The 26,474-nt window shown below is 73.8% G+C and carries 29 protein-coding genes; 16 read left to right on the top strand and 13 right to left on the bottom strand.

Going from position 1 to position 26,474, the window contains the following annotated elements; genetic code table 11:
* Nucleotides 1–48: 48 nt before the first annotated feature.
* The 4 genes from F7P10_RS13685 to F7P10_RS13670 all read right to left on the bottom strand — a co-directional run bounded on the left by F7P10_RS13685 (nucleotide 49) and on the right by F7P10_RS13670 (nucleotide 4,301).
* On the bottom strand, nucleotides 49–1,287 hold the full coding sequence (locus F7P10_RS13685) for an MFS transporter (protein ID WP_151009686.1): 1,239 nt from the start codon (nucleotides 1,285–1,287) through the stop codon (nucleotides 49–51).
* Nucleotides 1,284–1,982, bottom strand: a complete 699-nt coding sequence (locus tag F7P10_RS13680) for a FadR/GntR family transcriptional regulator (RefSeq protein WP_254716596.1) — start codon at nucleotides 1,980–1,982, stop codon at nucleotides 1,284–1,286. The genes F7P10_RS13685 and F7P10_RS13680 overlap by 4 nt, the downstream gene beginning before the upstream one ends.
* A gap of 101 nt (nucleotides 1,983–2,083) precedes the next feature.
* On the bottom strand, nucleotides 2,084–2,500 hold the full coding sequence (locus F7P10_RS13675; RefSeq protein WP_151009684.1) for a hypothetical protein: 417 nt from the start codon (nucleotides 2,498–2,500) through the stop codon (nucleotides 2,084–2,086).
* A 67-nt stretch (nucleotides 2,501–2,567) separates the two neighbouring features.
* The gene (locus tag F7P10_RS13670) at nucleotides 2,568–4,301 is read right to left on the bottom strand and encodes a DUF2207 domain-containing protein (protein WP_151009683.1); all 1,734 of its coding nucleotides are present in this window, start codon (nucleotides 4,299–4,301) and stop codon (nucleotides 2,568–2,570) included.
* Between the two features lie 55 nt (nucleotides 4,302–4,356).
* On the opposite strand from F7P10_RS13670, the gene F7P10_RS13665 reads away from it, so the two are divergent.
* From F7P10_RS13665 to F7P10_RS13630, 8 genes are all read left to right on the top strand, one after another.
* Entirely contained in the window at nucleotides 4,357–5,325 is a 969-nt protein-coding gene (locus F7P10_RS13665; protein WP_151009682.1) for a neutral zinc metallopeptidase, read from the top strand.
* Nucleotides 5,326–5,404: 79 nt separating this feature from the next.
* Nucleotides 5,405–5,704 carry a YiaA/YiaB family inner membrane protein gene (locus F7P10_RS13660; RefSeq protein WP_151009681.1) on the top strand — a complete coding sequence of 100 codons (300 nt, stop codon included), beginning with the start codon at nucleotides 5,405–5,407 and terminating at the stop codon, nucleotides 5,702–5,704.
* Nucleotides 5,705–5,840: 136 nt separating this feature from the next.
* A complete protein-coding gene (locus tag F7P10_RS13655) occupies nucleotides 5,841–6,302 on the top strand; it encodes a helix-turn-helix domain-containing protein (RefSeq protein ID WP_254716595.1) in 462 nt (153 codons plus the stop codon).
* Entirely contained in the window at nucleotides 6,299–6,730 is a 432-nt protein-coding gene (locus F7P10_RS13650; RefSeq protein ID WP_151009680.1) for a hypothetical protein, read from the top strand. Before F7P10_RS13655 ends, F7P10_RS13650 begins: the two co-directional genes overlap by 4 nt.
* Nucleotides 6,731–6,884: 154 nt before the next feature.
* The gene (locus F7P10_RS13645) at nucleotides 6,885–7,250 is read left to right on the top strand and encodes a DUF2516 family protein (RefSeq protein WP_254716594.1); all 366 of its coding nucleotides are present in this window, start codon (nucleotides 6,885–6,887) and stop codon (nucleotides 7,248–7,250) included.
* A 118-nt stretch (nucleotides 7,251–7,368) separates the two neighbouring features.
* Nucleotides 7,369–9,537, top strand: coding sequence for an MMPL family transporter (locus F7P10_RS13640; protein WP_151009679.1), 2,169 nt, complete (start codon nucleotides 7,369–7,371; stop codon nucleotides 9,535–9,537).
* 344 nt (nucleotides 9,538–9,881) lie between these two features.
* Nucleotides 9,882–10,610 carry an alanyl-tRNA editing protein gene (locus tag F7P10_RS13635; RefSeq protein ID WP_218040489.1) on the top strand — a complete coding sequence of 243 codons (729 nt, stop codon included), beginning with the start codon at nucleotides 9,882–9,884 and terminating at the stop codon, nucleotides 10,608–10,610.
* A gap of 157 nt (nucleotides 10,611–10,767) precedes the next feature.
* Nucleotides 10,768–11,214, top strand: a complete 447-nt coding sequence (locus F7P10_RS13630; RefSeq protein WP_151009677.1) for a hypothetical protein — start codon at nucleotides 10,768–10,770, stop codon at nucleotides 11,212–11,214.
* Between the two features lie 191 nt (nucleotides 11,215–11,405).
* Here the strand turns inward: F7P10_RS13630 and F7P10_RS13625 are convergent, their stop codons facing one another.
* Nucleotides 11,406–11,831 carry a MarR family winged helix-turn-helix transcriptional regulator gene (locus F7P10_RS13625; RefSeq protein ID WP_151009676.1) on the bottom strand — a complete coding sequence of 142 codons (426 nt, stop codon included), beginning with the start codon at nucleotides 11,829–11,831 and terminating at the stop codon, nucleotides 11,406–11,408.
* Between the two features lie 91 nt (nucleotides 11,832–11,922).
* Between F7P10_RS13625 and F7P10_RS13620 the strand changes: the two genes are divergently transcribed.
* Nucleotides 11,923–13,077 carry an MFS transporter gene (locus F7P10_RS13620; protein WP_218040488.1) on the top strand — a complete coding sequence of 385 codons (1,155 nt, stop codon included), beginning with the start codon at nucleotides 11,923–11,925 and terminating at the stop codon, nucleotides 13,075–13,077.
* Nucleotides 13,078–13,151: 74 nt separating this feature from the next.
* Here F7P10_RS13620 and F7P10_RS13615 read toward each other — a convergent pair whose 3' ends face one another.
* Nucleotides 13,152–14,315 (bottom strand): glycosyltransferase 87 family protein, encoded by a 1,164-nt coding sequence (locus F7P10_RS13615; protein WP_151009674.1) that lies wholly within the window; start codon nucleotides 14,313–14,315, stop codon nucleotides 13,152–13,154.
* 154 nt (nucleotides 14,316–14,469) lie between these two features.
* On the opposite strand from F7P10_RS13615, the gene F7P10_RS45080 reads away from it, so the two are divergent.
* From F7P10_RS45080 to F7P10_RS13595, 4 genes are read left to right on the top strand one after another with little or no spacing between them, the layout of a single operon-like run.
* Nucleotides 14,470–15,567, top strand: a complete 1,098-nt coding sequence (locus tag F7P10_RS45080; RefSeq protein WP_151009673.1) for a sensor histidine kinase — start codon at nucleotides 14,470–14,472, stop codon at nucleotides 15,565–15,567.
* Complete coding sequence (locus F7P10_RS44305; RefSeq protein ID WP_151009672.1) at nucleotides 15,564–16,235, top strand: response regulator transcription factor; 672 nt, start codon at nucleotides 15,564–15,566, stop codon at nucleotides 16,233–16,235. The genes F7P10_RS45080 and F7P10_RS44305 overlap by 4 nt, the downstream gene beginning before the upstream one ends.
* 50 nt (nucleotides 16,236–16,285) lie before the next feature.
* Entirely contained in the window at nucleotides 16,286–16,669 is a 384-nt protein-coding gene (locus F7P10_RS13600; RefSeq protein ID WP_151009671.1) for a BlaI/MecI/CopY family transcriptional regulator, read from the top strand.
* Nucleotides 16,666–17,574, top strand: a complete 909-nt coding sequence (locus F7P10_RS13595; RefSeq protein WP_151009670.1) for a M56 family metallopeptidase — start codon at nucleotides 16,666–16,668, stop codon at nucleotides 17,572–17,574. The genes F7P10_RS13600 and F7P10_RS13595 overlap by 4 nt, the downstream gene beginning before the upstream one ends.
* A gap of 22 nt (nucleotides 17,575–17,596) precedes the next feature.
* On the opposite strand, the gene F7P10_RS13590 is transcribed toward F7P10_RS13595, so the two are convergent.
* The 3 genes from F7P10_RS13590 to F7P10_RS13580 form a co-directional block, all read right to left on the bottom strand.
* Nucleotides 17,597–18,064 (bottom strand): pyridoxamine 5'-phosphate oxidase family protein, encoded by a 468-nt coding sequence (locus F7P10_RS13590; RefSeq protein ID WP_151009669.1) that lies wholly within the window; start codon nucleotides 18,062–18,064, stop codon nucleotides 17,597–17,599.
* 11 nt (nucleotides 18,065–18,075) lie between these two features.
* Nucleotides 18,076–19,545, bottom strand: coding sequence for an MFS transporter (locus F7P10_RS13585; RefSeq protein WP_254716593.1), 1,470 nt, complete (start codon nucleotides 19,543–19,545; stop codon nucleotides 18,076–18,078).
* A 71-nt stretch (nucleotides 19,546–19,616) separates the two neighbouring features.
* Nucleotides 19,617–20,105, bottom strand: coding sequence for a MarR family winged helix-turn-helix transcriptional regulator (locus F7P10_RS13580; RefSeq protein WP_151009668.1), 489 nt, complete (start codon nucleotides 20,103–20,105; stop codon nucleotides 19,617–19,619).
* Between the two features lie 228 nt (nucleotides 20,106–20,333).
* Here F7P10_RS13580 and trpS point away from each other — a divergent pair, with 228 nt between their 5' ends.
* Nucleotides 20,334–21,416, top strand: coding sequence for a tryptophan--tRNA ligase (gene trpS / locus F7P10_RS13575; protein WP_151009667.1), 1,083 nt, complete (start codon nucleotides 20,334–20,336; stop codon nucleotides 21,414–21,416).
* A 9-nt stretch (nucleotides 21,417–21,425) separates the two neighbouring features.
* On the opposite strand, the gene F7P10_RS13570 is transcribed toward trpS, so the two are convergent.
* Both F7P10_RS13570 and F7P10_RS13565 read right to left on the bottom strand, forming a co-directional pair.
* A complete protein-coding gene (locus tag F7P10_RS13570) occupies nucleotides 21,426–22,031 on the bottom strand; it encodes a TetR/AcrR family transcriptional regulator (protein WP_151009666.1) in 606 nt (201 codons plus the stop codon).
* An 82-nt stretch (nucleotides 22,032–22,113) separates the two neighbouring features.
* Complete coding sequence (locus F7P10_RS13565; RefSeq protein WP_151009665.1) at nucleotides 22,114–22,923, bottom strand: class I SAM-dependent methyltransferase; 810 nt, start codon at nucleotides 22,921–22,923, stop codon at nucleotides 22,114–22,116.
* Nucleotides 22,924–23,055: 132 nt separating this feature from the next.
* Here F7P10_RS13565 and F7P10_RS13560 point away from each other — a divergent pair, with 132 nt between their 5' ends.
* Together F7P10_RS13560 and F7P10_RS13555 are read left to right on the top strand one after the other, a co-directional pair.
* Nucleotides 23,056–23,694, top strand: coding sequence for a TetR/AcrR family transcriptional regulator (locus tag F7P10_RS13560; RefSeq protein WP_254716592.1), 639 nt, complete (start codon nucleotides 23,056–23,058; stop codon nucleotides 23,692–23,694).
* Complete coding sequence (locus F7P10_RS13555; RefSeq protein ID WP_151009664.1) at nucleotides 23,684–24,826, top strand: winged helix DNA-binding domain-containing protein; 1,143 nt, start codon at nucleotides 23,684–23,686, stop codon at nucleotides 24,824–24,826. The genes F7P10_RS13560 and F7P10_RS13555 overlap by 11 nt, the downstream gene beginning before the upstream one ends.
* 18 nt (nucleotides 24,827–24,844) lie before the next feature.
* On the opposite strand, the gene F7P10_RS13550 is transcribed toward F7P10_RS13555, so the two are convergent.
* Nucleotides 24,845–25,333: a MarR family winged helix-turn-helix transcriptional regulator gene (locus F7P10_RS13550; protein ID WP_151009663.1), complete on the bottom strand. Its 489-nt coding sequence runs from the start codon at nucleotides 25,331–25,333 to the stop codon at nucleotides 24,845–24,847.
* Nucleotides 25,334–25,493: 160 nt separating this feature from the next.
* The gene (locus F7P10_RS13545; RefSeq protein ID WP_151009662.1) at nucleotides 25,494–26,333 is read right to left on the bottom strand and encodes an NAD(P)-dependent oxidoreductase; all 840 of its coding nucleotides are present in this window, start codon (nucleotides 26,331–26,333) and stop codon (nucleotides 25,494–25,496) included.
* Nucleotides 26,334–26,474: the final 141 nt, after the last annotated feature.

Raw genomic sequence — 26,474 nt, 5'->3', positions numbered from 1 at the left:
GTAGGTATGTGGCGAATGGTGTCGATTTTGGACGCTTTTGGCGTGCGGTCAGCCGAGCACCGCCGTCGTCGTGTCCGCCGGTTCGTCCTCGGGCGGCGGGCCGCCGACCGTCCGGATCCGTCCGGCGATCATGCCGGGGACCAGCAGGGTCACCGTCACCGCCAGCACGCCGAGCATCGGAACGGTCCATCCGCCGGTGGCGTCGTGCAGCGCGCCGACCGCGAGCGGCCCGGTCGCCGCGAGCACGTACCCGACGCCCTGCGCCATGCCCGACAGTTGCGCCGCGACGGACGCGTCGTGGGAGCGCAGCCCGATGAACGACAGCGCCGTCGGGAACCCGAGGCCCTGCCCGACACCCAGCACGACCGTCCACACCCAGACCGTCCCGATCGGCGCCCAGGTCGCGCCCGCGAAGCCCGCCGCGGTCAGCACCACGATCAGCACCACCAGCGGCCGCTGGTCGCGCATCCGCCGCGCCAGCACCGGGACCAGCAGCGACGACACCGCCTGGACCCCGGCCGTCACCGCCAGCGCGTACCCGGCGCCCGCCTCGCTCATCCCGCGGTCCTGCCAGATCGTCGCCAGCCAGCCCAGCGTCACGTACGCCAGCAGCGACTGCAGGCCCATGAACGCCGTGACGCTCCAGGCCAGCGGCGACCGCCACACCAGCGCCGCGACGCCGCGGGCCGCCGGGACGGACGGCGCCGCGCGGGCGGCGCGGGCCGCCCGGAGCGCGCGCGGCAGCCAGATCAGCCCCGCGACGGCCGTCGGGACCGCCAGCAGCCCGAGCGGCAGCCGCCAGGACGCGTCGAACGCGTTCTCCACCGGGACCGCCAGCCCGGCCGCCAGCGCCGCGCCGCCCGACATCGCCACCGTGTAGATCGCCGTCACGGTGGTGAGCGACTCCGGATGGTCGCGCTTGATGATCGCCGGCATCGCGATGTTGCCGATGCTGATCGCCATCCCGGCCACCAGCGACCCCGCGAACAGCGGGAACGGCGCGTCCACCAGCCGCAGCAGCAGCCCGGCGAACAGCAGCGCCATCGAGGTCACCAGCAGCGTCTCGCTGCGCGGCGCCCGGCGCAGGAACGGCGCGAGCAGGCCGTAGGAGCCGAAGAACGCCAGCGGCAGGGTCGTCAGGGCGCCCGCCGCGGTGCCGGACAGGCCGAAGGCGTCCTGGATCTCGGTGAGCACCGGCCCGACCGCCGCGATCGCGGGCCGCAGGTTCAGCGCGACCAGGACGATCAGCGCGACCGCCGCGACGCGGGACGTGCGGGCCGCGCTCACCGGTCGTCCGTCGCGTCGCCCGCGATCAGCCCGTCGAGGACGGCCAGCGTCGGCTCGACGACCGCGGCCGCCGCGCGGGCGGCGGCGTCGCCGTCCCGCGCCGCGACCGCGTCCAGCACCGCCCGGTGCGCCGCCGTGCCCGCCTCCGGCACCTCGTGGTCGAGCCGGACCGTGCGCAGCGCCTCGCCGAGCCGCTGGAGGAAGAACCGCATCGCCTCGATCAGCACCGGGTTCCGGGTGGCCTCCGCGACGCCGAGGTGGAACCGGGCGTCGGCCGCACCGAACTCGGCGGCCTCGACGGCGGTGTCGCGCCCCTCGAGCAGCTCCGCGAGCCGCACCAGGTCCGCGTCCGTCCGGCGCCGCGCCGCGAGCCGCGCGGCCTGCACGTCGTAGGCGAGCTGCACCTCGAAGACGTCCCGCGCCGTCGCCCGCGACACCCGGCGCAGCAGCGGGCGCGGGTCGGCGCTGCTGCGGACGTAGGTGCCGTCGCCGCGCCGCACCTCCAGCACGCCCACGTGCGACAGCGCCCGGATCGCCTCCCGGACCGCCGGGCGGCTCACCCCGAGCTGCGCGGCGAGATCGGTCTCGGCGGGGATCCGGCCGCCGATCGGCCACGCCCCGCCGCTCACCTCCGCCTGCAGCTGGTTCAGGACGGCGTCGACGGTCGACCCGCCGGGAACCGGACTCAGCGCCACCACATCTCCTGACGAACGTCGCATTCCAGACAGACGTCAGACATCTTACAAAGCACTGCCGAACGGAGACCTGAAGGGGCGACCCGGTAAGTCCGTCCGGCTCAGCGGGGCCGGCGGCGACGGGAGGCGGCCCCCGCTGCGCGGGCGCGGACGGCTCTCAGGGCGCGGGCCGCGCCGAGCGGCTCGCGCGCGTCGCGCCGGGCCCGCTCGGCCCGCTGCCGCTCCGCCTCCAGCTCCGCTTCCCGCCGCGCGCGTTCGGCCCGCTCGGCGGCGGTGCGCCGCTCCGCCTCGGTGACCGCCCGGTCGCGCCGGGTGCGCTGCGCCGGACTGCCCTGGATGACGCCGCCCATCACCGGCCCGCCGCGATGCGAGAGCCCGTCCCCCCGGCCGTGCGAGCGCACCCGCATCCGCGACGCCGCGATCGTGATGCCGATCCAGAACAGGACCGCCAGCAGCACGATGACCGGCACGATGAACAGGAGGGGGCTGTACGTCGCTCCGGTCGGCGGCGGGAACACGGCGGCGTCACCTCCTGCGTCGGCGGCTCGCCCCGCACATACCCCACGGCCGGGCTTCAACCGCCCGTCACAGCCCCCGCGACTGGGAGATGGAACCGGACGTCGTCAGCGTGAACGTCCGCATCGACTCGGCGAACTTCGACAGGTCCCACTCGGCCGGGCCCTCGTACCAGTACAGGTTGTCGGCGCCCTCGGCCCGCTCGCCCGCGTCCTCGACCGTCCCGGCCCACCGCTCGACGACGTCGAACACCACCGCGTACGGCAGGAACCGGGAGAACAGCGCGATCTTCTGCGGCGACGCGAGCTCGCCGCCCTCCGGCAGCTCCCCGCGCTCCAGGTACGTGCGGAAACCGATGGTGTGCGCGAGGACCGTCGACCCGCGCGCCGTCTTCGCGGGCATGTACTGGCCGCCGTACGCCAGCGCCGCCCCCGCGATGATCACGGCGAGCCCGGCCAGCGCCCACTCCGTCGTCAGCGCCAGCGCGACGGTCCCGCCGATGCCGAGGACGGTCAGCGCCAGACCCGCGATCGTCCACCGGGACCGGACGGTGTCCGGCCGCCGCGCGAACCACCCCTGCCGCACCACGTCGTCGTACATCGCCGCCCGCACCTGCGCGAGCTTCGTCGCGAACGTCCCGCCGAGCTCCGACAGCTTCACCGCGTCGCGCGCCGTCCCGTCCCGCCCGGTGAGCAGGGCGTCCAGCAGGATCCGCTCGTAGGGCAGCAGGTCGACGACCGGACGGTCGAGGCGGCGCAGCGTCCAGTCGAGCCGCCCGGTCGCCGCCCGGTCCTCCTCCTCGATCAGCAGGTAGCCGCGGACGGCGAGGTCCACGATCGTCGCGGTCACGTCGATCACGTCGGCCTGCTCGTCGATCAGCGTGCCGATCTGCCCCGGCCGCACCCCGTCCGGGGGCTCGAACTCCGCGCCCGCCACCGGGGCGTGGTCGCCCTCGGCGGCGCGCTTGCCGACGACCCGCGCGTCCCGTCCGCGCAGCAGGTACAGGACCGCGACGCCGCCGCCGAGCAGCACCAGCAGCCCGAGCAGCGCCGACGCGGTCACCGCGTTCACCGAGAACGCCGTCGCCATCGTCTGCCGCCGCTCGTACCGGGCGTGGTCGCCGGTCGCCCCCGCCGGGAAGCCCGCGACGACCGTCAGGTACTCGCCGCGGAGCAGCTTCTCCTGGCTGTAGATCCCCTGCGTGTGCGCGTGGTTCATGTAGAACTGCGTGCATCCGACCGTGCTGCCGATCGGGCCCGCGAAGCAGTTCACGTTGCGGATCATCGTGCCGCCGCCGACCGTCGCGCTCGCCGTCTCCACCGGGACGCGGAAGCCGCCCGCCACCGGCCACGACAGCTCGTCCGCCGCACCCAGCCGGGTGACCGCGCCGCGCAGGTCGTATTCCAGCACGACCGTGCGCCGGCCGGTCAGCTCGTCCGGCCCGCTCACCTCGACGGTCGTCCGGGTGCCCTCGCGGGTCGCGGTCACCCGCGTCGGGCCGCCGTCCGGGCTGCTCGCCCGCACGTTCGTCATCCGGTACACGCGGTCGCGGGTCGCGCTCTCGTGCGCGCGCGTCACGAACGTCCGCGCGAAGCCGTCGCCGCCCGCGAACTCGTAGACGATCGTCTCCCGCACGTGCGCGACGCCGTTGCCCACGGTCATGACGACCCTGTCCTCGAGCACCCGCTCGGACGCCCGCCGGGCCGCGGCCGCCGGCGTCGCCATCGTGAGGGAGAGGAGGGCGGCGGCCGTCACCGCCGCCATGACCGGTCGCACCCGGCGCAGCGCCGCAAGAGCAGACATGGCCGCACATCGTAGCGGTAAAGGGTGTATCAAGAACGTGCGATGATGCTCCCTTATGGCAGGTCGCACCCCCACATCGGCACCACCGTCGGACCGTCGGCCCGCCTACCGCCACGTCCCGTCCCGCCGCCCGCCCCGCCGCACCCCGGACGGGACGATCGCCGGCGTCATCGGCGGCGTCGCGACGGTCGTCGTGCTGGGCGTCCTCGGCTTCTCCCTCTTCGGCGACCGCGCCCCCATCGGCGCCATCACCGGCTCCTACCGGGAGGTGGCGGTCGGCCGCGAGACCGCCACCGACAACGAGCTGTACGCGACCGGCGTGCTCACCCCCGTGAACTGCGCGCCGCCCCGCCTCGAACCCGGTGGCGCGTCGATGCGCCGGTTCATGGACGCCCTGAGCGACTGCCTCGACGCCTCGTGGGGCAGCCAGTTCGCGAAGGCCGGCCTGCGGTTCGACGTCCCCGCCCGCGTCTTCTGGCGGGACGCCGGGCGCAGCCCCTGCGGCACGTACCCGAGCCCCGGCTCGTCCGCGTTCTACTGCCCGGCGAACAACACGATGTACGTCGGCGTCGACCACATCGTGGCGACGTCGGGGGACGAGCCGCTCGAGAACTTCGCGGTGTTCGCCCGGGTCGTCGCGCACGAGTACGGCCACCACGTCCAGGACCGCGCCGGGATCCTGCTGTACGGGAACCGGCTGATGGAGGGCGCCGACCCGCTCGGCCGCGCGGAGGCCAGCCGGCGCATCGAGCTGCAGGCGCAGTGCTTCGCGGGCGCGTTCCTCGGCGCGGAGCGCGCCACCCTGCCGATGACGCGGGACCAGGTCGCCGCCATGATCGAGGACGTCCGCGGGCGGGGCGACGAGCACCTGCCGCCCGCGCGGCGTGACCACGGTTCGGGCCGCAACTACGCGGGCTGGGTCGTCACCGGATTCGAGGGCGCAGGGGTTGAGGGCGCAGGCGTTGAGGGGGCGGGCCTCGCGGTCTGCAACACCTGGACGGTCCCGGCCAGCGAGGTCGACTGACCGCCCAGGGGGCTTTACCCGGCACTACATGAGCACCTGTACTCATGCACCGGACGCGTCCGGTCCGCAGACTCGGCGTATGACGACACGTTCATCGCCTCCCGCGCCCGCGGGCACCACCGCGTTCTTCGTCCAGGCCGCGATCTCGTTCGTGGTCTCCAGCGTCGCCGTCGTCCTCGGCGTCCTGTACCTGCCGGTCGACGAGTGGGTGCGCGCGTTCCTCGCCCTCGGCGTGCTCTACGTCATCACGTCCACGTTCACGCTGGCCAAGTGCGTCCGGGACCGGCAGGAGACGCAGTCGCTCGTCGGCCGCGTCGACCAGGCCCGCCTGGACAAGCTGCTCAGCGAGCACGACAGCTACTCCACCCAGAACCTCTGAGCCCTCCGACTGGAACTTCTGAGCCAGATCATCCCGTTCTGTCTACTATGCCGTCACGGACCGTGTGAGGGGACTCACGCGAGGAGTGCTAGCTAGCCTGCTTGCAATTGCAAGCACCATGACGCAGGGTGGAGACATGGCGAGTTCGAAGGTCGGCTCGATCGGGGAGTACATCCGGGAGCAGCGCACGCGGGCGAAGATCTCGCTGCGCCAGCTCGCGGACGTCTCGGGGATCTCCAACCCGTATCTGAGCCAGATCGAGCGCGGCCTGCGCAAGCCGAGCGCCGAGATCCTGCAGCAGATCGCCAAGGGGCTGCGGATCTCCGCCGAGGCGCTGTACGTGCAGGCCGGGATCCTCGAGGACCGGGAGGCCGACACCGATGTGCAGGCCGCCGTCCGGGCCGACCTCCTCCTCACCGAACGGCAGAAGCAGGTCCTTCTGGACATCTACGCGTCGTTCCTCAAGGAGAACGAAGCCACCGGAGTGCTCGACGGCGTCCGGGACGGGACCGGGGACGACCCGGAACCGGAACCGGAACCGGACGCCGACCGCGGGCACGAAGTCCACGAGCAGAACGGAAAGGAAGAGGTCGGATGACGCTGGCCGGCAACCTGCGAGAGAACAAGGCCGTCTACACCGTGGCCGGCGCCGGCGACTTCGCGGTGGAGAAGATCCGCGAGATGCCCGAGCAGATGACCCGGGCGCGCGAGGTCGCGGAGAAGTACCAGGGCGAGGTCCGCGAGACCGTGTACCGCTACGGCGGGCAGTTCCGCGAGACCGTGGAGCGCTACCGCGGCGAGGTCCAGGGGCGCGTGGACGCCAAGGACCTGCCCGGCGCGGCCGTCGGGTACGCGACGACGTTCGGCAGCCGGGCCGCCGATTTCATCGACGAGCTCGCCGAGCGCGGCCGCAAGGTCGTCCACCGCGAGGCCGCCGAGGTCGCCGAGATCACCGAGGCGAAGCCGCGCGCCGCGCGCACCGCGCAGCCCAAGCGCAAGACCACCGCGAAGAAGACCGGCTCCTGACCCGACGGATCGGGGGCGCACGCGAACGGGCCCGGCCGGGAACACCCGGCCGGGCTCTGTCGTCCCTCTTGCAGGGACGAATAGTGTTGGTGGCGATGAACGCGTGTGCGCGGCGTGGAGCCGCCGTCCGAGACGAGCAGGAGCGCTGATCACGATGGCGGGCTTCAACATCCTCGACTACTTCTTCTGGCTGCTGCTGATCATCGCTTTCGCGATGGAGGCGTGGGCGCTGCTCGACGCGCTCACCGTCCCGCAGAACGCCTACGCGGCGGCCAGCAAGCAGAGCAAGAAGCTGTGGACGATCATCACGATCGTCTGCGCGGTCGTCGGCATGGCCTACGCCGTCGCCCCCGCCGCACTCGGCGCCAGCCCCATCGGGCTGCTGCTCGGCATCCTGCCGGTCGCCGCGTTCATCGGCGCCGCGATCTACCTCGCCGACGTCCGTCCGGCCGTCGCCCCGTTCAAGAAGCGCAACGGGGGCCGCGGCGGCACCCGGCAGGGCCCGTACGGCCCCTGGTAAAGCCTGCTCACACCCCCGAACCTGCGGAAAACCGCAGGTTCGGGGGTGAGGTTCCCGGCGGAAACCGTGCGGTCCGCCTCATGACGGCCCGAGGCCCGCCGAACCTAGCGTCCAAAGCATGAAGGACGCGAAGAGGCCCGTCACGGTACGGGTCGCACGATGGAGCGCCGCCCACCCCTGGTCGGCCGTCGGGCTGTGGATCCTGTTCGCCGCCCTCTGCCTGGGGCTGGGCACCGCCGCCGGCACCAACGACATCTCCGACGCCGACTCCGGCGTCGGCGAGTCCGGCAGAGCGGGACGCATCGTCGCCGCGGGCGACTTCCCGGAGAAACCCGAAGAGAACGTCCTCATCACCGCGACGCGCGGCGGTCCCCTCGATCCGCGCGCCGCGCGGGCCGCCGCGGACGACGTCGTCCGGCGCATGCGGGCCCTCCCGGAGGTCGAATCGGTCGGCCGCCCCGTCCCCGCGCCCGACCGGACGGCCGTGCTCGTCCCGGTCACGATGACCGGCGACACCGAGACCGCCGACCGGCACGTCGACCCCCTCCTCGCGCAGAGCGCCGCCGTACAGGACGCCCACCCGGGCCTGCGGGTCGAGCAGGTCGGCACCGGCTCCACCGCCAAGGGCCTCACCGAGACCCTCGGCGAGGACTTCCGGCGCGCCGAGTACATCAGCCTGCCGCTCACCCTGCTCATCATGCTGGTCGTGTTCGGCGCGCTGATCGCCGCGTGCGTCCCGGTCGTCCTCGCCCTGTCGTCGGTCGCCGCCGCGATCGGGCTGTCCGCCCTCGTCTCCCACCTGCTGCCCGCCACCTCGGCGATCAGCAACGTGATCCTGCTGATGGGCATGGCGGTCGGCGTCGACTACTCGCTCTTCTACCTCAAGCGCGAGCGCGAGGAGAGACGCCGCGGACGCCCGGACGCGCTCGAGATCGCCGCCGAGACCTCCGGGCACACCGTCGTCGTGTCGGGCGCCACCGTCGCCGTCGCGATGGCCGGCCTCTACCTGGCCGGGGAGGCCACCTTCACCTCGCTGGCCACCGGCTCGATCATCGTCGTCGGCGTCGCCGTCCTCGCCTCCCTCACCGTCCTGCCCGCGCTCCTGGCGAAACTCGGCCCCCGCGTCGACCGTCCCCGGATCCCCGTCCTGTGGCGGATGACGATGCGCCCGCGGTCCCGGCTCTGGCCCGTCCTGCTGCGCCCCGCCCTCCGCCGTCCCGCCCTCACCCTGACCGTCTCCGCCGCCGCGCTCGTCCTGCTCGCCGTCCCCGCGCTCGACATGCGGCTCAAGCAGCCCGGCTCCGACGACCTGCCCCGCGACATCCCCGTCGTCCGCGCCATGGACCGGCTCACCGCCGCCTTCCCCAGCGAGGGGACCGTCCACGAGGTGGCCGTCCGGGCGCCCGCAGAGCAGTCGGCCCGCGTCCGGTCCGCCCTCACCGGCCTCGCCGCCCGCACCGCCCGCGACCCCCTCTTCGCCCACGACCGCGTCCCCGAGATCCGCACCTCGCCCGACGAACGCGTCCACGTGATCGACATCGCGACCCCGCACGCCCGCTCCAGCGACGGGGCCCGCCGCTCCCTCGACACGCTCCGCACCTGGCTGCCGGACGCCCTCGCCGACGTCCCGGGCACCGAGTACGGCGTCGGCGGCAAGCTCGCCGAGGGCGTCGACTTCACCGACCACCTCGAAGCACGGCTGCCCCTCGTGGTCGGATTCGTCCTCCTGCTGACCCTCGCGATGACCGGTGCGATCTTCCGCTCCGCCGCCATCGCGCTCTCGGCCGTCGCGCTGAACCTGCTCTCGGCGGCCGCCGCGTTCGGCGTCCTCGTGGCCGTCTTCCAGAACACGTGGGCCGAGGGGATCCTCGACTTCCACTCGTCCGGCGCCGTCGTCTCCTGGCTCCCGCTCTTCCTGTTCGTCGTCCTGTTCGGGCTCTCGATGGACTACCACGTGTTCGTCGTGTCCCGGATCCGCGAGGCCGCCCGCGACCTGCCCGCCCGCGCCGCCGTCGGCGCGGGCATCACCCGGTCGGCGGGCGTCGTCACCAGCGCCGCCGTCGTCATGGTCGCCGTCTTCGCGATCTTCGGCACGCTCAGCATGGTCGAGTTCAAGCAGCTCGGCGTCGGCCTCGCCGCCGCCGTCCTCATCGACGCCGTCGTCATCCGGATCTTCGTCCTGCCGTCCCTGATGGCCCTGCTCGGCGACGCGAACTGGTGGCCCGGCCGCCTCCCGCCCCGCCCCGCGGACGCGACCGTCCCCGACCTGCCGCTCCCGGTGCGCTGACCGGAATAGGCTGATCCAGACCCGCGCCGCCCGGTCCCGCCGGTCGATGCGACGATCGCCGCCGAGGCGGACGCCCCCGACCGAGGCCACCGCAGCTGGTCGTGCAGGCGGTCACCGGGGTTTTCGCACGAGGCGGCGCGCTTCGCCCGTGGGCCACCGCAGGTGGTCGCGGAGACCGCCACCGGGGTCTCTCGGCCGAGGCGATCGGCTCGGGCCGAGACCACGGCGAGCGGTCGTGGAGGCGGTGACGGGCCTTTGGCCGGTGGGCGCGGCACGGCGAGCGGGCGCGGCCCCGTGGCCCGGGGTCGGCATGACCAAGGGGGATGCCCCCGGAAGGAGACGGCATGAGCGTGCACGGGCGGACGGCGCGGCTGGAACTCGACGATCAGAACCTCCGCGAGTGGGAGGCCGTCGTCCTCGAATCCGGACCGGACGGGATCGTCCTCGACCGGTCCGCGTTCTACCCGGGCGGCGGCGGGCAGCCCCCGGACCACGGCGTCCTGCTCTGGCAGGGCGTGCAGACGCGCATCGCCGGGGTGCGCAAGGGCGACGACCTCGTCCTCCTCCCGGCCGACGGCGACCCGCTCCCCCCGCCCGGCGCCACCGTCCGGGGCGACGTCGAGGACGACCGGCGCACCGCCCTCATGCGCACCCACTCGGGACTGCACCTGCTGTGCGGCGTCGTGTTCCGCGACTACGGCTGCCTCGTCACCGGCGGCAACATGGAACCGCTGAGCGCCCGCATGGACTTCGACCTGCGCGAGGTCCCGCCCGGCTTCAAGCAGGCCGTCGAGGACGCCTGCAACGCCGAGGTCGACGCCGACCGCCGCATCGACGTGCGGACCCTCCCGCGCGCCGAGGCGTTCGAGATCCCCGACATCGTCCGCACCGCCACGAACCTCGTCCCGCCCGAGGTCCGGGACGTCCGGATCGTCGACATCGCCGGCCTCGACACCCAGGCCGACGGCGGCACCCACGTCGCGTCCACCAGGCAGGTCGGCCGCATCACCGTCGCCAAGGTCGAGAACAAGGGCCGCGGCTTCCGCCGCCTCCGCATCAAGATCACCGACTGAGCCCGCACCCGTGCCGTCGCCATCGGAGCGGGAGTCCGGCGGTGTTCGCCGTCCGGGCACGGGGCCGCCGGACGGATGCGCCGACCGTCCGGCGGAACTCCGCCGGGCGCTGGCGCCGCTGGACGCGGAACCGGCGACGTCGCGTCTCCGTGTCCGGGTGGACGATCACGTCGGGGCGGGACCGGCCGAACTCCTGCACCCGGTCGTGTTCGCGCCCGAGTTCGACCGGGGCCCGTTCGCGCACCTCGAGGGCCTGCCGGACACGGTCGAGGACCTCGCGCGCGCCCTTGCACCGGTCGCCGTGACCGGCGAGCGGATGCTCCCGTTGCTGGTGCGCCTCTGCACCGAGGACCTCGCCTACGGCGTGCCCTTCGACCCCTGGACGCCGGATCGTGCACGGGACGTCCTGGGACGGGTCGTGGACGCGCTGGGGCCGGAGACCCGGTGGTGGTCCAACGTCTCGTACCCCGACCGGGCTTGGGCGTCCGGGGATTACTCCGGTGATTTCAGTTCGAGCCCGGTCACCGGCTACACCACGGACTGCGCGGTTGTCGGGATCGGTCGGTACGCGACGCTCACCATGCTGGCTTTCGCCGAGAGTTGACGTCCAGCGCGCGGTGATCGTGTGACGTGCGGCCGCGCGACCATGGCCAAGTACACCTAGTACTACATAGCCACTTCGGATCGCGACCTGCGCCAACGAGGTAAGCAGGCGCTTTCAGTTGGAGTGCCGACCTGCGTTGCTCCGCCGTGGCGAAACGATCAAGGCATGTAGTACTAGTGGGGTTCGGCCGGTCAATCCTCGCCGACGAGGGCTTGGAGCAGGTCGCGTAGTTGCTGCTGGCGGTCGGCGGGGAGGGACGTCAGCGGGGAGCGGGCGTCGAGGAGGGCCAGGACCTCCGCGCGGCGGGCCCGGCCCGGGTCGGTGAGGACGATCTGCTTCGCGCGCCGGTCGGTCGGGTGCGGGTGCCGCCGGACGAATCCCTGGTCCTCGAGGCGGTCCACGACGAACGTCGCGTTGGACGCCTCGCACGCCATCCGGGTCGCCAGTTCCCGCGCGGTGATCGGCTCGGAGAGTTCGCGCAGCGCGACGACCTGCGACGCCGTCATCTCCAGTTCCTCGGCGATGCGGCGTACGTGGACGTCGAGCCGGTGCGCGAACCGGTGCACCAGATGGCACACGTCGCGGTCGATCTCCGCGCGCTCGGGCTCGTTCGGCATGCCCGGAGTCTAGCGACATGCTTCGAACCATGATAGTTCTGACTCGTCTTATTCGAGTTCGGACTATATGAGTTCGTATCAAGGAGTGCGTGTGCGGCTACCCCTCTTCTCGCTCATGCTGGTCGTGTTCGGCCTGACCACCGGCGAGTTCGTGATCGCCGGGATCCTGCCGGAGGTCGCCGGGGCGCTGTCGGTGTCGATTCCGGCGGCCGGGCAGCTCATGACCGCCTACGCCCTCGGCATGATCGTCGGCGGCCCGGTGGTCACCGTCCTGACGGCCCGGCTGCCGCGCAAGCAGCTGGTCACGGGCCTGATCATCGTCTCGATCGTCGCGAACCTCGGCTCGTCCGCCGCCCCGAACTACCCCGTCCTGCTCGCCGCGAGGTTCGCGGCGGGCCTGGTCGTCGCGACCTTCTTCGCCGTCGCGATCGCCACCGCCGCATCCACGGCTCCGGCGGGACGGCAGGGCACGGCCGTGGCGCGGGTCGCGCTCGGCATGAACCTCGGCATCATCCTGGGCACGCCGCTCGGCACGCTCATCGGCCAGCACGCGGGATGGCGCGCCACGTTCGCCGCGATCGCCGCCGTCACCCTCGCCGCGCTCGTCCTCGTGCTGCGGTACGTCCCGCCCGGGCCGCCGGCCGCGACCGGGCCGCTGCTCGGGGAACTGCGCGTGTTCACCGGACGCGACGTCCGGCTCGCCATCGCCCTCACCGCGCTCGGCAACGTCGGCGTCCTGGCCGTCTTCCTCTACATCACGCCGCTGCTGACGGACGTCGCCGGATTCTCCGCGGACGCCGTTCCCGGTCTGCTGCTCGGCTACGGTGCGGGCGCGGTCGCCGGGAACCTCCTCGGCGGGCGGCTCGCCGACCGCGCCCTGATGCCGTCGCTCGCCGGTCTCCTCGCGGCGCTCGCGGGGGTGCTCGCCCTGTTCTGGGCGGTCGGCGAGGTCCGGGTGCTCGCCGCGGTCCTGACGTTCGCGCTCGGGGTGGCGGCCTTCGCGATCATCCCCGGCATGCAGACCCGCGTCCTGACCACGGCCCACGCGGCCCCGACGCTCGCCGTCGCGGTCAACGCCTCCGGCTTCCAGCTCGCCGCGGCCTTCGCCGGCTGGTTCGGCGGACGTGTCGTCGACGCGGACGGGGGCCTGCGCGCACTCCCGCTGATCGCCGCCGCCCTCACCCTCACCGGCCTCGCCACCGCGCTGGTGATCCTTCGCGGCGAGCCCGAAGAAGTTCCCTCGTGAACCGCTCACCCCGCTGTCCCGGGCCGGTTCCGGGCGCGGCGGTCGTCGGCTTGCTCGCGTGCCCGTCCGCTTCTTCACCTGCGCGACCATGCCGGTGTTCGCGGGGCGGGGAGGTGAGCGTCGATCGCGTCCGGGGTGCGACTCCTCCCGCGCAGGCGGACGGACACGTAGGTCAGGAACGCGACGGCGGCGACCAGGTAGGCGTTCGCGACCAGGGTCACCGGGCCGTGGAAGCCGTACTCGTCGGGGCCGCCGTCGCGGGGCGTGAACCACATCGGGGCCACGGCGAACACGGCGTACGCGCAGGCGGCGGGGACGCGGCGGCCGTCGCGGACGAGGAGTGCGAGCGCCGGGACGATCCACACCCAGTGGTGCGCCCACGAGATCGGGGAGACGAGCAGGCCCGTCGTGCCGGTGACGGCGATCGCGGCGAGCCAGTCGCGGCGCGCGGCCCACGCGGCGGCGAGGGCGAGGCCCGCGACGGCGATCAGCGGCGGGACGAACGTGTACCAGCCGTCCACGTGTTCGGCGCCGCCGAGGATCCGGACGGCCGCGCCGTACGGGGACTGGTTGCTGATGTACGGGGCGCCGACGCGGGACGTGTCGAAGAAGGTGTGCAGCCAGTAGGTGCGGGACGCGTCCGGGGCGGCGGCCCACGCGGCGAGGGTGCACGCCGCGAATGCGGCGGTGGCGGCGGCCGCGGATCTCGTCCGCCGGGTGGCGATGAGGAGCAGGACGAAGATTCCGGGGGTCAGTTTTATCGCGGTGGCGATTCCGATTCCGATTCCGGTCGTCTTCCCGCGGGCGGCGCGCTTCATGTCGAACATGACGAGCGCGAGCAGGAACAGGTTGATCTGCCCCTGGTACAGCGAGTGCCACATGGGCGCGAGGACGAGCCCGGCCGCGACCGTCGCCGCGACGAGCGGACGGGACGGGCGGCGGCCGGCGAGCTCGAGCGTCACCGTGCACGCGTAGGCGAACGCGGCGACGGACGCGAGCTGCCAGGCCACGCGGGCGAGGGGGAGGGGCAGCGTGGAGAGGGGCGCGAACAGCAGGGCGGCGAACGGGGTGTTGGTGAACCAGTGCTCGGCGTGCTGCCGGAGGTAGAGGTCCGCCCCGTCGGTCAGGGCTCCGCCGCCGAGCATGTAGATGCGGAAATCGAGCGAGTCGTAGGTCGCGGCGAATATCGCGACGGCGAGCAGTTCGAGGGTGAGGGCCGTGTACGCCAGCCGTTTCACGAAAGTCCTCCGTCCGGTGTGGACGGCCAACGATGACGAATGGCGCGCGGGCGTCGCGTCGGGCCGGAGGGCACAATTCCGCGGCCCCGTATAGCCCGGAGAATTAAGCCCGCGGGCCAATGTGCGGCCGGCGGCGCGCGGCTACGATCGCCGCATGTCCGTTCCGAACCTCCGGGCCGTGTGGCCGGTGCTGGCCTGGTGCGGGGCCCTGCTGTACCCGGCGGTCCTGTTCGTGACGATGGCGAACCGGCAGGCCGGGTTCGTCACGCTGGAGGTCGTGGCGTCGGCGGTGCTGACGGCGCTGGTCCTGAGCATGCTGCCGCGCTGGCCGCTGCCGATCCTCCTGGTGCTGGTGGTCGCGTGGACGGGCGCGGTGCTGGAGTACGCGAACGGCACGGGGTTCGCGCTCGAGATGGCGGTGGTCGGCGTGGCCATCGGCTACATCGCGTCCGTGCGGCGGCGCCGCGTGTCGATCGGGGCGGCCGCCGCGGCGCTCGTCGTGCAGGGCATGACGGTGTACGCCTTCCTCCAGAACGCCCGGGACCAGTTCCTCATGACGGCGGTGCTCGTGGTCATGGCGAGCTGGACGGCGGGGAACTCGGTGCGCATGCGGCGGCGGCACGCGGAGGCGCTGCGGGCGCGGGAGCAGGAGCAGGCCTTCACGGAGGAGCGGCTGCGGATCGCGCGGGAGCTGCACGACATGGTGGCGCACAGCGTGGGGATCATCGCGATCCAGGCGGGCGTCGGGGGACGGGTGATCGAGACGCAGCCCGCGGAGGCGCGCAAGGCGCTGGCGGCGATCGAGGCGACGAGCCGGGACACGCTCGCGAGCCTGCGGCGGATGCTGACCGGCCTCCGCCGGGAGGGGACGCTCGGGCCCGCGCCGGGACTGGACGACCTGGCGCGGCTGGCCGCGGCGACGCGCGACGCCGGGGTGCGGGTGGACGTGCGCAGGACCGGCGCGCGGCGGGAGCTGCCGTCGGACGTCGACCTGTGCGCCTACCGGGTGGTGCAGGAGGCGCTGACGAACGTGGTGCGGCACGCGGGTGTGGAGGAGTGCCGGGTGACGATCGGCTACCGCGAGGACGGCCTGGAGATCGAGGTCGAGGACGAGGGGAGCGGCGGGGTGGTGGGCTCGGGGTTCGGGATCGTGGGGATGCGGGAGCGGGTCGCCCTGGTGCGCGGGGAGTTCGCGGCGGGCCCCAGGCCCGGCGGGCGGGGCTTCCGGGTGACGGCGAGGATCCCGGCGTGACGGTCCGGGTGGTGCTCGTGGACGATCAGCCGCTCGTCCGGGCGGGCCTGCGGGTGCTGGTGGCCGACACGCCCGACCTGGAGATCGTGGGGGAGGCCGGGACGGGCGCGGAGGCGGTGCGGCTGGTCGGGGAGGTCGGGCCGGACGTCGTGGTCATGGACATCCGGATGCCGGACATGGACGGCATCGAGGCCACCCGCCGGATCCGGGGCACGCGCGTGGTGATGCTGACGACGTTCGACGACGACGAGTACGTCTACGGTGCGTTGCGGGCGGGGGCGAGCGGGTTCCTGGTGAAGGACATGGCGCTGGAGGAGATCCTCGCGGCGATCCGGGTGGTCGCGCGGGGCGACGGGCTGATCGCGCCGAGCGTGACGCGGCGGCTGATCGAGGAGTTCGCGGCACGCCCGGAACTCGAGCCGGGCCGCGAACCGGCCCCGCGCGCGGATTCACCGCGCCCGGTCGAGGGGATCACCGGGCGGGAGCGCGAGGTGCTGACCCTGGTGGGGCGCGGGCTGTCGAACCGGGAGATCGCGGACGAGCTGGTCATCAGCGTCGCGACGGCGAAGGCGCACGTGGCCCGGCTGCTGGCGAAACTGGACGCGCGCGACCGCGTCCAGCTGGTGATCATCGCCTACGAGGCGGGGCTCGTGGCGCCGGACGGCTGAAGTCCTACCGGCTGTAGTACTACCCGGGCGCGTCGGATAACCTGGGCCTCGTGAAGGGTCTGGGAGAGCTTGAACGCACGGTCATGGAGGTCCTGTGGGCGCGGGAGGACGCCGGCTCCGGGGCGGCCACGGCGCGCGACGTCAGCCGTGCCCTCGCGGGCGACCGTGACCTGGCGCACACGACCGTCATGACGGTTCTCGACAGGCTCGCGAAGAAAGGCTTCCTGGAGCGTGCGCGCGACGGCCGTGCGTGGAGGTATCGTCCGGTGGAGAGCCGGGAGGGGTACGTCACCGAGCTGATGCTGGGCGCGCTGGAGGAGACGGGCGACCGGGACGCGGCGCTCGTCCACTTCGTCCAGTCGGTCTCGAGCGACGAGGTCGACGTGCTCCGCCAGGCGCTGGCCGCCCTCACGTCGAAGGAACCACCGGCATGAACGGAACCGCCCTGCTCGCACTGATCTCCCTCGGGGCCGTCGGCGGGGCGCACGTTCTGTCCCGCGCGCGCTGGACGTGGCGCACCCCGCGCATCGGCATCGCCCTGTGGCAGGCGCTCGGCCTGTGCTGGGGCGTCGCCACGATCGGCGCCCTGCTCGGGCTGGCGCTGCTGCCCTACCGGAGCGGCGTGGCGGGCGGGCTGCCGGGCCTCTACAACGACGGGGCCGCCCGGCTCGACACCCTGCACATGGCCGCGCTGCTCGGCGCCCTGAGCCTGACCGGCGTGCTGCTGGTCATGCTGGCGTTCGCGGTGGTGCGGGTGGTGCGGGCCCGGCACCGGCACCGGGCGCTGCTGGCGCTGGTGTCGCGCCGCGACTCGGCCGTCCCGGGCACGCTCGTCCTGGACCATCCGGGCGCCGCCGCGTACTGCGTGCCGGGCGTCCGCTCGTCCAAGGTGGTGGTGAGCGCCGGGACGCTGGAGCTGCTCGACACCGCGGAGCTGGCCGCGGTGCTCGCGCACGAGCGGGCGCACGCGCGCGAGCGCCACGACCTGGTGCTGCTGCCGTTCGCGTCGCTGCGGCAGGTGTTCCCGCAGTTCCGGCTGGTGGGGCGCTGCCTGGACGCCGTGGAGCTGCTGATCGAGATGGCCGCCGACGACCGGGCCCGGTCGGGGCGGCCGCCGCGCGAGCTGGCGACGGCGCTGCTGCGCTTCGCCGCCGCCCGCCCGGCGGCGGCGCCGTCGGGGACGCTCGGGGTGGCGTCCCGCGACGACATCCCGGTGATGGCCCGGGTGAACCGGCTGCTGGAGCCGCGCCCGCTGCCGCGCGCGACGCGGCTGGCCGCGACGGCGGCCGTGCCGCTCGTCGCGGGCCTGCCCCTGCTGCTGATCGTGCTGCCCCACTGACCCCGACCCCACCGGCATCGGGTCAGTCCGCGAGGACGGTGCCGTAGATCCGGGTGACGCGCAGCCGGATCACCTGCCGCCGGTCCTTCACCATCTGCTCGAGGAACGCGCGCTCGTCGGCCGGGTCGGGGAAGCCGGGGGTCATCGCGAGGAGTTCGCGTCCGACGGCGTCGCCGGGCGTCCCGCTCACCTCCGACACCTCGGCCGTCCCCTCGGCGACCGCGAACGACAGGTGGTCGTCGCTGGACACGTGCAGGGCCGCGCGCGGGTCGTCGCCGAGCTGCCGCACCTTGGCGCGTCCGGCGACGGTCGAGATCCGGACGGTCCGGGCGTCCGCGTCCCACGTGTGCACGACGGTGGACAGGTGCGGGTGCCCGCTGCGCCTGTTCGTGGCGAGGACGCCGAACGGCTGCGACGCGAGCAGGCGTTCGAGGTCGGCGGCGGAGGCGGGCTTCGGGCCGGGTCCCTGGCCGGGGCCGTATTCGGTCATGGTGTGCTCCTTCAGAGGGTGACGGACGAGGTGGACGGTTCGGCGGGTGCGGCGGCGTCCCCGCCGGCCTTCTCGGCCCCGCCGGGCTTCGGGGTGCGCAGCACGAGGACGGCGACGGCGAACGCGGCGGCGAGCAGGGCGGCGCCGACGCCGAACGCGAGCCGGTAGCCGCCGGTCAGCGCGGCCGCCGCGGTGTCCCCGGCGGCGAGCAGCGAGTCGGTCCGGGCGGCGGCGAGCGTGGACAGCACCGCGACGCCGGTCGCCATCCCGATCTGCTGGGCGGTGTTGAACAGGCCGGACGCGAGGCCCGCGTCCTCGGGACGGGCGCCGGACATCGCGATGCCGGTCAGCGCGGGCATGACGAGCCCGCCGCCCGCGATGAGCAGCATCGGCGGCAGCAGGTCGGCGGCGTACGCGGCGTGCACCGGGACGCGGACGAGCAGTGCAAGCGCGGCGGCGAGCATGACGAGACCGGCGAGCAGGACGGCCCGTTCGCCGAACCGGCGGGCGAGCCGCGCGTAGACCAGTAGCGAGATCGTCCCGATGGCGACCGCCGCCGGGAGCATCGCGAGGCCGGTCTCCAGCGCCCCGTAGCCGAGGACGTTCTGCATGTAGAGGGCGACCATCACCTGGAACGAGAACATGCCGGAGAACGCGAGGATCTCGGTGAGGTAGGCGCCGGAGGTGGTGCGCGACCGCAGGATCCGCAGCGGCATGAGCGGGTTGCGGGCGGTGGCCTGCCGGACGGTGAAGCCCGCGAGCAGCGCGACCGCGAGCGCCCCGAGGCCGAGGGTGTGGGCGGACAGCACGCCGTACTGCTCGATCTTCACCACGGTGTAGATGCCGAGCATCAGCCCGGACGTGACGAGCAGCGCCCCGGCGACGTCCGCCCCGGCGGCGAGCCCGGCGCCGCGGTCGCGGGGCAGGGCGGGCAGCGCCAGCAGGATCGTCAGCAGGCCGATCGGCAGGTTGATCAGGAAGATCCAGTGCCAGTTCAGGGCGTCGGTGAGGACGCCGCCGAGCACCTGCCCGAGCGAGGCGCCGGCGGCGCCGGTGAAGCTGAAGATCCCGATGGCGCGGGCGCGCTCGGCGGGCTCGGTGTACAGCGTCACCAGGATGCCGAGGACGACCGCGGCGGCCATCGCGCTCCCGATGCCCTGCAGGAAGCGGGCGGCGATGAGCACGGCGGGGCTCGTGGCGGCCCCGGCGAGCAGCGACGCGGCGGTGAAGACGGCGTTCCCGGCGAGGAACATCGCCTTGCGGCCGACGAGGTCGCCGAGGCGTCCGGCGAGCAGCAGCAGGCCGCCGAACGCGATCAGGTAGGCGTTGACGGTCCAGCTCAGGCCGGTGGGCGAGAAGCCGAGATCGTGCTGGATGGCCGGCAGTGCGACGGTGACGATCGAGCCGTCGAGGATCGTCATGAGCATCGCGGCCGACAGCACACCGAGCGCGGTGCCGCGCGCTCGCAGGACAGCGTTCACGGGTCTCTCCTTCGTGGGTCGATAGGAGAGACGCTAGCAGATAGTTTTGTTAGAGACGATCTCTCAACGGACTATTTTGTGCGCTCCCGCGCCCGCCGCACCGGCTGCGGGTTCTCGACGGGCGCCGCGAGGTGGCCCTCGACGAGCCGCCGCAGCGCGCGGACGAGCACGTCGCGCTCGCCGTCCGGAAGGGTGCCGAGCGCGTCGCCGTGCACCTTGTCGACGATCCGCTGGCTCTCGGCGGCGACCCGCGCGCCCTCCTCGGTGACCGCGATGATCCGGGCGCGCCGGTCCCGCGAGGACGGCCGCCGCTCGGCGAGGCCCGACTTCTCCAGCGCGTCCACGGTGACGACCATCGTCGTCTTGTCCATGTCGCCGATCTCCGCGAGCTGGATCTGGGTGCGCTCCTCCTCCAGGGCGTGGACGAGGACGCAGTGCATGCGCGGCGTGAGCCCGATCTCGGCGAGCGCGGCCGTCATCCGGCTCTTCAGCGCGAGCCCGGTGTGGTCGAGGAGGAACGACAGGTCGGTTTCGGAGCTGGTGGGCGCGAGAGCGGTCATGCGTCCCAGCGTACCCAGTTCGTTCCGAAGCGGATTATCCCGTGGCGGCCGCTCTCCCGGCCGGTATCCTGGCGAGCATGCAGCGAAGCGCGTGCCGCACCTGGTGGCCGTCCTAGGGACGGCCGCACGATCACGCACGCGCACGACGGGCCGTCCGCCGGACGGCCCTTCTCCTTTCCCGGTACCGGGGCCGCTCGCGGCGGGCGGCCGGAGAAGGAGAAGACGCCCATGAACCCCACCGCCGAACCCGCCGCCGCCCTCGTGACCGACCCCGTCACCGACGCCGCCGAGCGGCGCACCCGCGAACTCGAGGGACGCGTCGCCGCCGACCCGGCGGCCTTCCGCGTCCTCACCGGGGACCGCCCCACCGGGCCCCTGCACCTCGGCCACTACTTCGGCACGCTCGCCAACCGGGTGCGCCTGCAGCGCCTCGGCGTGGACGTGTTCGTGCTGATCGCCGACTACCAGGTCCTCACCGACCGGGACGTCGCCGAGCGGCTCCCCGAGCACGCCCTCGGCCTCGTCGCCGACTACCTCGCCACCGGCCTCGACCCCGCCACGGCGACGATCTTCCGGCACAGCGCCGTCCCCGAACTGAACCAGCTCATGCTGCCGTTCCTGTCGCTGGTGTCGGTCGCCGAGCTGGGCCGCAACCCGACCGTCAAGGACGAGGTCGCGGCGTCGTCGCAGGCGGCGGTCAGCGGGCTGATGTTCACCTATCCAGTGCACCAGGCCGCCGACATCCTGTTCTGCAAGGCCGACCTCGTGCCCGTCGGCCGGGACCAGCTTCCGCACCAGGAGATCACCCGGACGGTCGCGCGCCGCTTCAACGAGCGCTACGGCCCCGTGTTCCCGGTCCCGGACGCGCTGCTGTCGGACGCGCCGAACCTGCTCGGCACGGACGGCCGGAAGATGAGCAAGAGCCGGGGCAACGCGATCGCGCTGTCGGCCACCCCGGACGACACCGCGCGGCTGATCAAGCGTGCGGTGACCGACGCCGACCGGCACATCACCTACGACCCGCAGGCCCGCCCCGGCGTGTCGAACCTCGTGCACCTGGCCGCGCTCTGCCAGGGCCGCGACCCGCACGCCGTCGCCGCCGGCATCGGCGACGGCGGCGCCGCGGCCCTGAAGAAGGTCGTCGTCGAGTCGGTGAACGAGTTCCTGCGGCCGGTGCGCGCCCGCCGCGCCGAACTCGCCGCCGACCGGACGCACCTGCGCCGCGTCCTGGCCGACGGCGACGAGCGGGCCCGCGCCGTCGCGTCCCGGACCCTGGCCGAGGTGCGGGAGGCGATGGCGATGGCGGCCTGACCCGGCCGCTCAGCGGGGGGTGATGCCGTGCAGGACGGACGCGACGACCTCGGCGACCGGCACCGGGGCAGGTTCGGCCGCGCCCAGCAGCGCGGACAGGACGGCCTCGTGGCAGACCCCGACGATCATCGAGGTCGCGGCGGCCACGGACGCGCCGGCGGCGAGGCGGCCGAGGTCGCGCTCGGCGCGCAGGTAGGCCGCCAGGTGGTCGCGCCAGGGCTCGCCCGGTTCGAGCGACGCGGAGAACCGGGCGAGCACGTCGGGCTGCGCGGTCAGCCCGGCGAGCGCGGGCAGCAGCGCGCGGTGCAGGGCCAGCCCGTGCTCGACGTGCGCGCGCAGGTTCGCCTCGAGCGTCCCGGCGCCCGGCTCCGGGAGCGGCCCGAGCTCCCGCTCGACGCGCCGCACGCGCGCCCGCAGGGCCAGGGCCAGCAGCTCCTCCTTGCCGTCGAAGTGGTTGTAGAGGACGCCGTCGGCCACGCCCGCCTCGCGCGCGAGCGCCCGCACGGTCAGGCCCGCCGCGCCGTGCTCGGTCATCATGCGGTCGGCGGTCGCGATCAGGTGCTCGCGCAGCGACCGGTCGCCATGGCGCAGCGCGGCGGCTTTTCGTGGTGACATCAAGCGGCATCGTATTCGTGCGGCCCGGCCGCGCGGAGCCCGGCCGCGCGCCGCGCGCGTCCGCCGGGGACCGTCCCCCGGCTCACCGGCGCGCCGTGATCAGCCAGGCCGTGCTCCGCAGCCGGACCGCGCCGTCCCGCTCGAACGGACGCATCGCGCCCGCGAGCGTCGCGACCAGTTCGTCCCCCTCGCCGTAGTTGTGGCGGATCGGTCCCCAGGCGGCGAGGAAGGCGGCGGCGTCGGCGGCGTCCCGCCCCCACACCTGCTCGGCCTCGACGCGCCTGGTCGTCACGGCGCGGAACCCGGCGTCGCCGAGGATCGCGCCGGCGTGCTCGGGGTCGGCGAGGGACAGCGGGCCGTCGTGCCCGATCGCGGGCTGCGCGAGCGCCGGGAGCGCGCCGACCACCGTTCCGAGGTCGGTCTCCCCGGGCGGCCCCATCACCACGAACGCGGCCCGCCCGCCTTCGGCCAGGGCCCGCCGCACGTTGCCGAACGCGGCGACCGGGTCGCCGAAGAACATGACCCCGAACCGGCTGATCGCGACGTCGAAGGCGCCGTCCGGGAACGGGTACAGCTGCGCGTCCCCCCGCTTGAACCGGACGTTCCCGACGCCCTCCGCCTCGGCCAGCCCGCGCGCCCGGTCCAGCATCGGCGCCGACAGGTCGATGCCGGTGGCGCCGCCGAGGTGCGCGCGTGCGGCCGCGAGCCGGGTGACCTGCCCGTTCCCGCAGCCGATGTCGAGGACGCGGTCGCGTGGCCCGATCGCGGCGGCGTCCAGGAGGTGCGGGTTGAAGCCGCTGTTCACGGCGTCGTACCGGGCGGCGTGGTCGGCCCAGTGGGTGCCCTCGTACCCGTTCCACGCCTCGGCCTGGTGGGTGTTGACGATCTCCATGGTGTGTCACTCCTCGTTATGAACGATCGTTCATGAACACGCGTTCATAGTGCCCGGCGACGCCCGCGCCGTCAACCCGCCGGATCGGGCCACGCGATAGAACGGAATGGTTCGTTCCCATAGGATGGGGGCATGGAGAGGACGGCGGCGGCGCCCATGAACGGGCGCAAGGCGCAGGCGGCCCGCAACGACGAACTGATCCGGCAGGCTGCGCGCGCGGTGTTCACGGCGGACCCGGGCGCGCCGATCTCGGCGGTGGCCGAGCATGCCGGGGTGGGGATCAGCGCCCTCTACCGCCGGTACCGGAGCAAGGAGGTGCTGCTCCGGTCGCTCGCCGACGAGGGCATGGACCGGTACCTCGCCGAGGTCGAGCGGGCCCTCGCCGACGACGGCGACCCGTGGGCGGCGTTCGCCGCGTTCATGCGCCGCTGCCTGGACATCGGTGCGGGCTCGCTGACGATGCGGCTCGCCGGGAGCTTCGAGGTCACCGAGGAGATGAGCGCCAAGGGCCGCGACCTGCACGGGGCCACCGAGCGGCTCCTGGACCGGACGAAACGGGCCGGGGCGCTCCGGGCCGGGATCGAGGTCGGGGACGTCTCCGTCCTGCTGGAGCACCTGCACACCATCAGGATCGGCGACGAGGCGCGGACGAACCGGCTGCGGCACCGCTACCTCGCGCTCCTGCTCGACGCGCTGCACCTGACGGACGGGTCCGAACTCCCCGGCCCGCCGCCCGGCCGGCAGGAGCTGCGGGGTCGCTATGACGGCTGAGACGGCAGACCGGCGGGACGGCGCGGTGCTCGGGCGGCGGGACCTGAACCGGGCCCTGCTCGCCCGGCAGATGCTGCTGCGCCGCGAACCGGTGAGCGCGCTGGAGGCGATCGAGCGGCTCGTCGGGATGCAGGCGCAGGCGCCGAACCCGCCGTACATCGGGCTGTGGAGCAGGGTGGAGGGCTTCGACTTCGGCGCGGTGTCCCGGCTGCTGACCGAGCGGCGGGCGCTGCGGATCGTCCTCATGCGCGGCACCCTGCATCTGGTCAGCGCCCGGGACGCGCGCGTGCTGCGCCCGCTGACCCAGGGGATCCTGGACCGCTACCTCGCCGGTCCGGCGGGCCGGGACCTCGACGGCGCCGACCTGCGGGCGGTCGCGGACGCCGCGCGCGCCCTGCTCGAGGCGGAACCGCGCTCGGACAGGGAACTGCGGGTGCTGCTGGCCGAACGGTGGCCCGAGCACGACCCGGCACGGCTCGTCTGGGCCGTCCGGCAGATGCTGCCGCTGGTGCAGGTGCCGCCGCGCGGGCTGTGGGGCAAGGCGGGGACGGCCCGGCACACCACGCTCGACGCCTGGCTCGGCCCCGGCGAGGGCCCGGGCGAGGGCCCGGCCGCCGAGCCGTCGATCGACGAGCTGGTGCTGCGGTACCTGCGGGCGTTCGGCCCGGCGAGCGCGCAGGACGTCCAGCAGTGGTCCGGGTTGCAAGGGCTCCGCGAGGTGCTGGAGCGGCTCGCGCCGGAACTGGTCCGGTTCCGGGACGAGCGCGGCCGCGCCCTCTACGACCTGCCGGAGGCCCCGCGCCCCGGACCGGACGAGCCCGCGCCCGTCCGGTTCGTCCCGGAGTTCGACAACCTGACCCTCGCGCACGCCGACCGGGCCCGGATCGTGTCCGAGGAGCATCGCAAGCGGATCTTCACGGTGAACGGGATCATCCGCGCGACGTTCCTCGTGGACGGCTTCGTCCACGGCATGTGGAAGGCGGAGAAGCGGCGCGGCGAGGCGACGCTGCGGATCGACCCGTTCCTCCCGGTTCCGGCGCCGGTGCGGGCGGCGCTGGAGGAGGAGGGGCTGCGGCTGCTCGCGGCCGTCCACCCGGACGCGCGGGCGCACGCCGTCGAGTTCACCGGCTGACGGGCGGCGGCCCGCCGGTCAGCCGTCGCCGCGGGCGCAGGGCGCCTCGTGCCGCGGGTCGAGCGACCCCAGCAGGGCGCGCAGCGACTCGCGGAACTCCAGCATCTGCTCGCGGGTCAGCGGGTCGAACAGGTGCCGCCGGACCTCGGCGACGTGACCGGGCGCGGCCTCGACGAGCACGTCGAGGCCCGCGTCGGTCAGCTCGGCGATCGTGGTGCGGCGGTCGGTGGGGTGCTTGGAGCGGCGCACCCAGCCGGCCGCCTCCAGCCGGTTGACGGCGTGCGACAGGCGGCTGGGGGACGAGTGGACGACCTCCGCGAGTTCGGACATCGTGCGCGCGCGCCCCGGAGCCTCCGAGAGCATCGCGAGGATCACGTAGTACGTGTGCGGCATCCCCGAGTCGTGCTGGAGCTGGCGGTCCAGGGCCTCGTTGAGGAGCCGCGACGTCCACAGGAACGCGCGCCAGGTCTCCTGCTCGTCGTCGTCGAGCCACCGGGGGTCCGCCATGCGTCCAAGTCTAGGGCATTCGTTGAATGCTCAAAACTTGGACATTAAACTATCGCGACGAGCCCGACGAGGAACCGCCCCGGAACCGCCCCGGCGGGCCGGGCCGGGGCGGGCCGGGGCGATTGTCACGTTCCGTCCGGAATGCCCGCCGGTGTGGGGCTCAGCCGTTCTCCATCTGGGCGAACCCGGTCCGCCAGGACGCGATGCGCGGCTTCCAGCCGAGGTCGCGCGCCTTCGCGTTGGACACCGGACGGCCCGTCGCGGCGGCGTGCCGCGCGCCGCGCGGGGTCGGGGCGCCGAGCGCGGCGGTGTAGACCGGGAGCCAGTCGTTGAACGTCGCGGGCTCGTCGTCGACGATGTTGACCGCCCCGGCGGGCCAGTCCAGCGCGGCGAGTGCGGCCGCGGCGGCGTCGTCGGCGTGCACGAACGACGTCCACGCCGGGTTCGGCCGCATGTTCCCGGCCTTCACCCGCGCGGCGATGGCGCCGTCCGGCGCGTACCAGGTGCCGGGCCCGTACAGCGCCCCGTACCGCAGCACGACGCCGTGCGGCATCTCGCCGACGGCCTTCTCGAGCGCGGCGATCCCCGAGTAGGGCGGCAGCTTCGCGTTCAGCTCGTCGGTCTCGACGGCGGGCTCGTCACCCGGCACGTAGAGCCACGCGATGCTCTGCGCGATCATCGTCCGGACGCCCGCGTCCAGCGCGGCGTCCACCAGGTTGCGGGTGCCCTCGATCCGCAGGTGCGAGTTCGCCTCGAAGTCCTCGGCGGACAGGTCGGTGAGCTGGTGGATCACCACGTCCGGGGCCGCACCGGCGACGGCGTCGCGCACCGACGCCGCGTCCAGCGCGTCCATCACGACGGGCGCGGCGCCCAGGTCGGAGACCGATCCGGCGCGCTCGGAGTGGCGAGTCGTCCCTACGACCTCGTGGCCCGCCTGGACGAGCAGCGGGGTCAGCCGGCGGCCGATGACTCCGGTCGCTCCGGCGAGGAGAATCTTCAAGGGGGTAACCTCCACGGCTTCACGCCATCGCGGGTCGTTTCACGGCAGGATAGGCAGACTCTCTTCCCAGGTCACGCCCACCTCCGGCGGTGGACGTGCCGGCCTCGCCCGAACGCGGGGCCGGATGCGGGGATGGACGGG

Origin of the sequence: Actinomadura sp. WMMB 499, assembly GCF_008824145.1 — a bacterium.
In the GTDB taxonomy this organism is placed as follows: domain Bacteria; phylum Actinomycetota; class Actinomycetes; order Streptosporangiales; family Streptosporangiaceae; genus Spirillospora.
The sequence above is the reverse complement of the archived record's forward strand: the minus strand, read 5'-3'. Positions and strand labels throughout refer to the sequence as shown.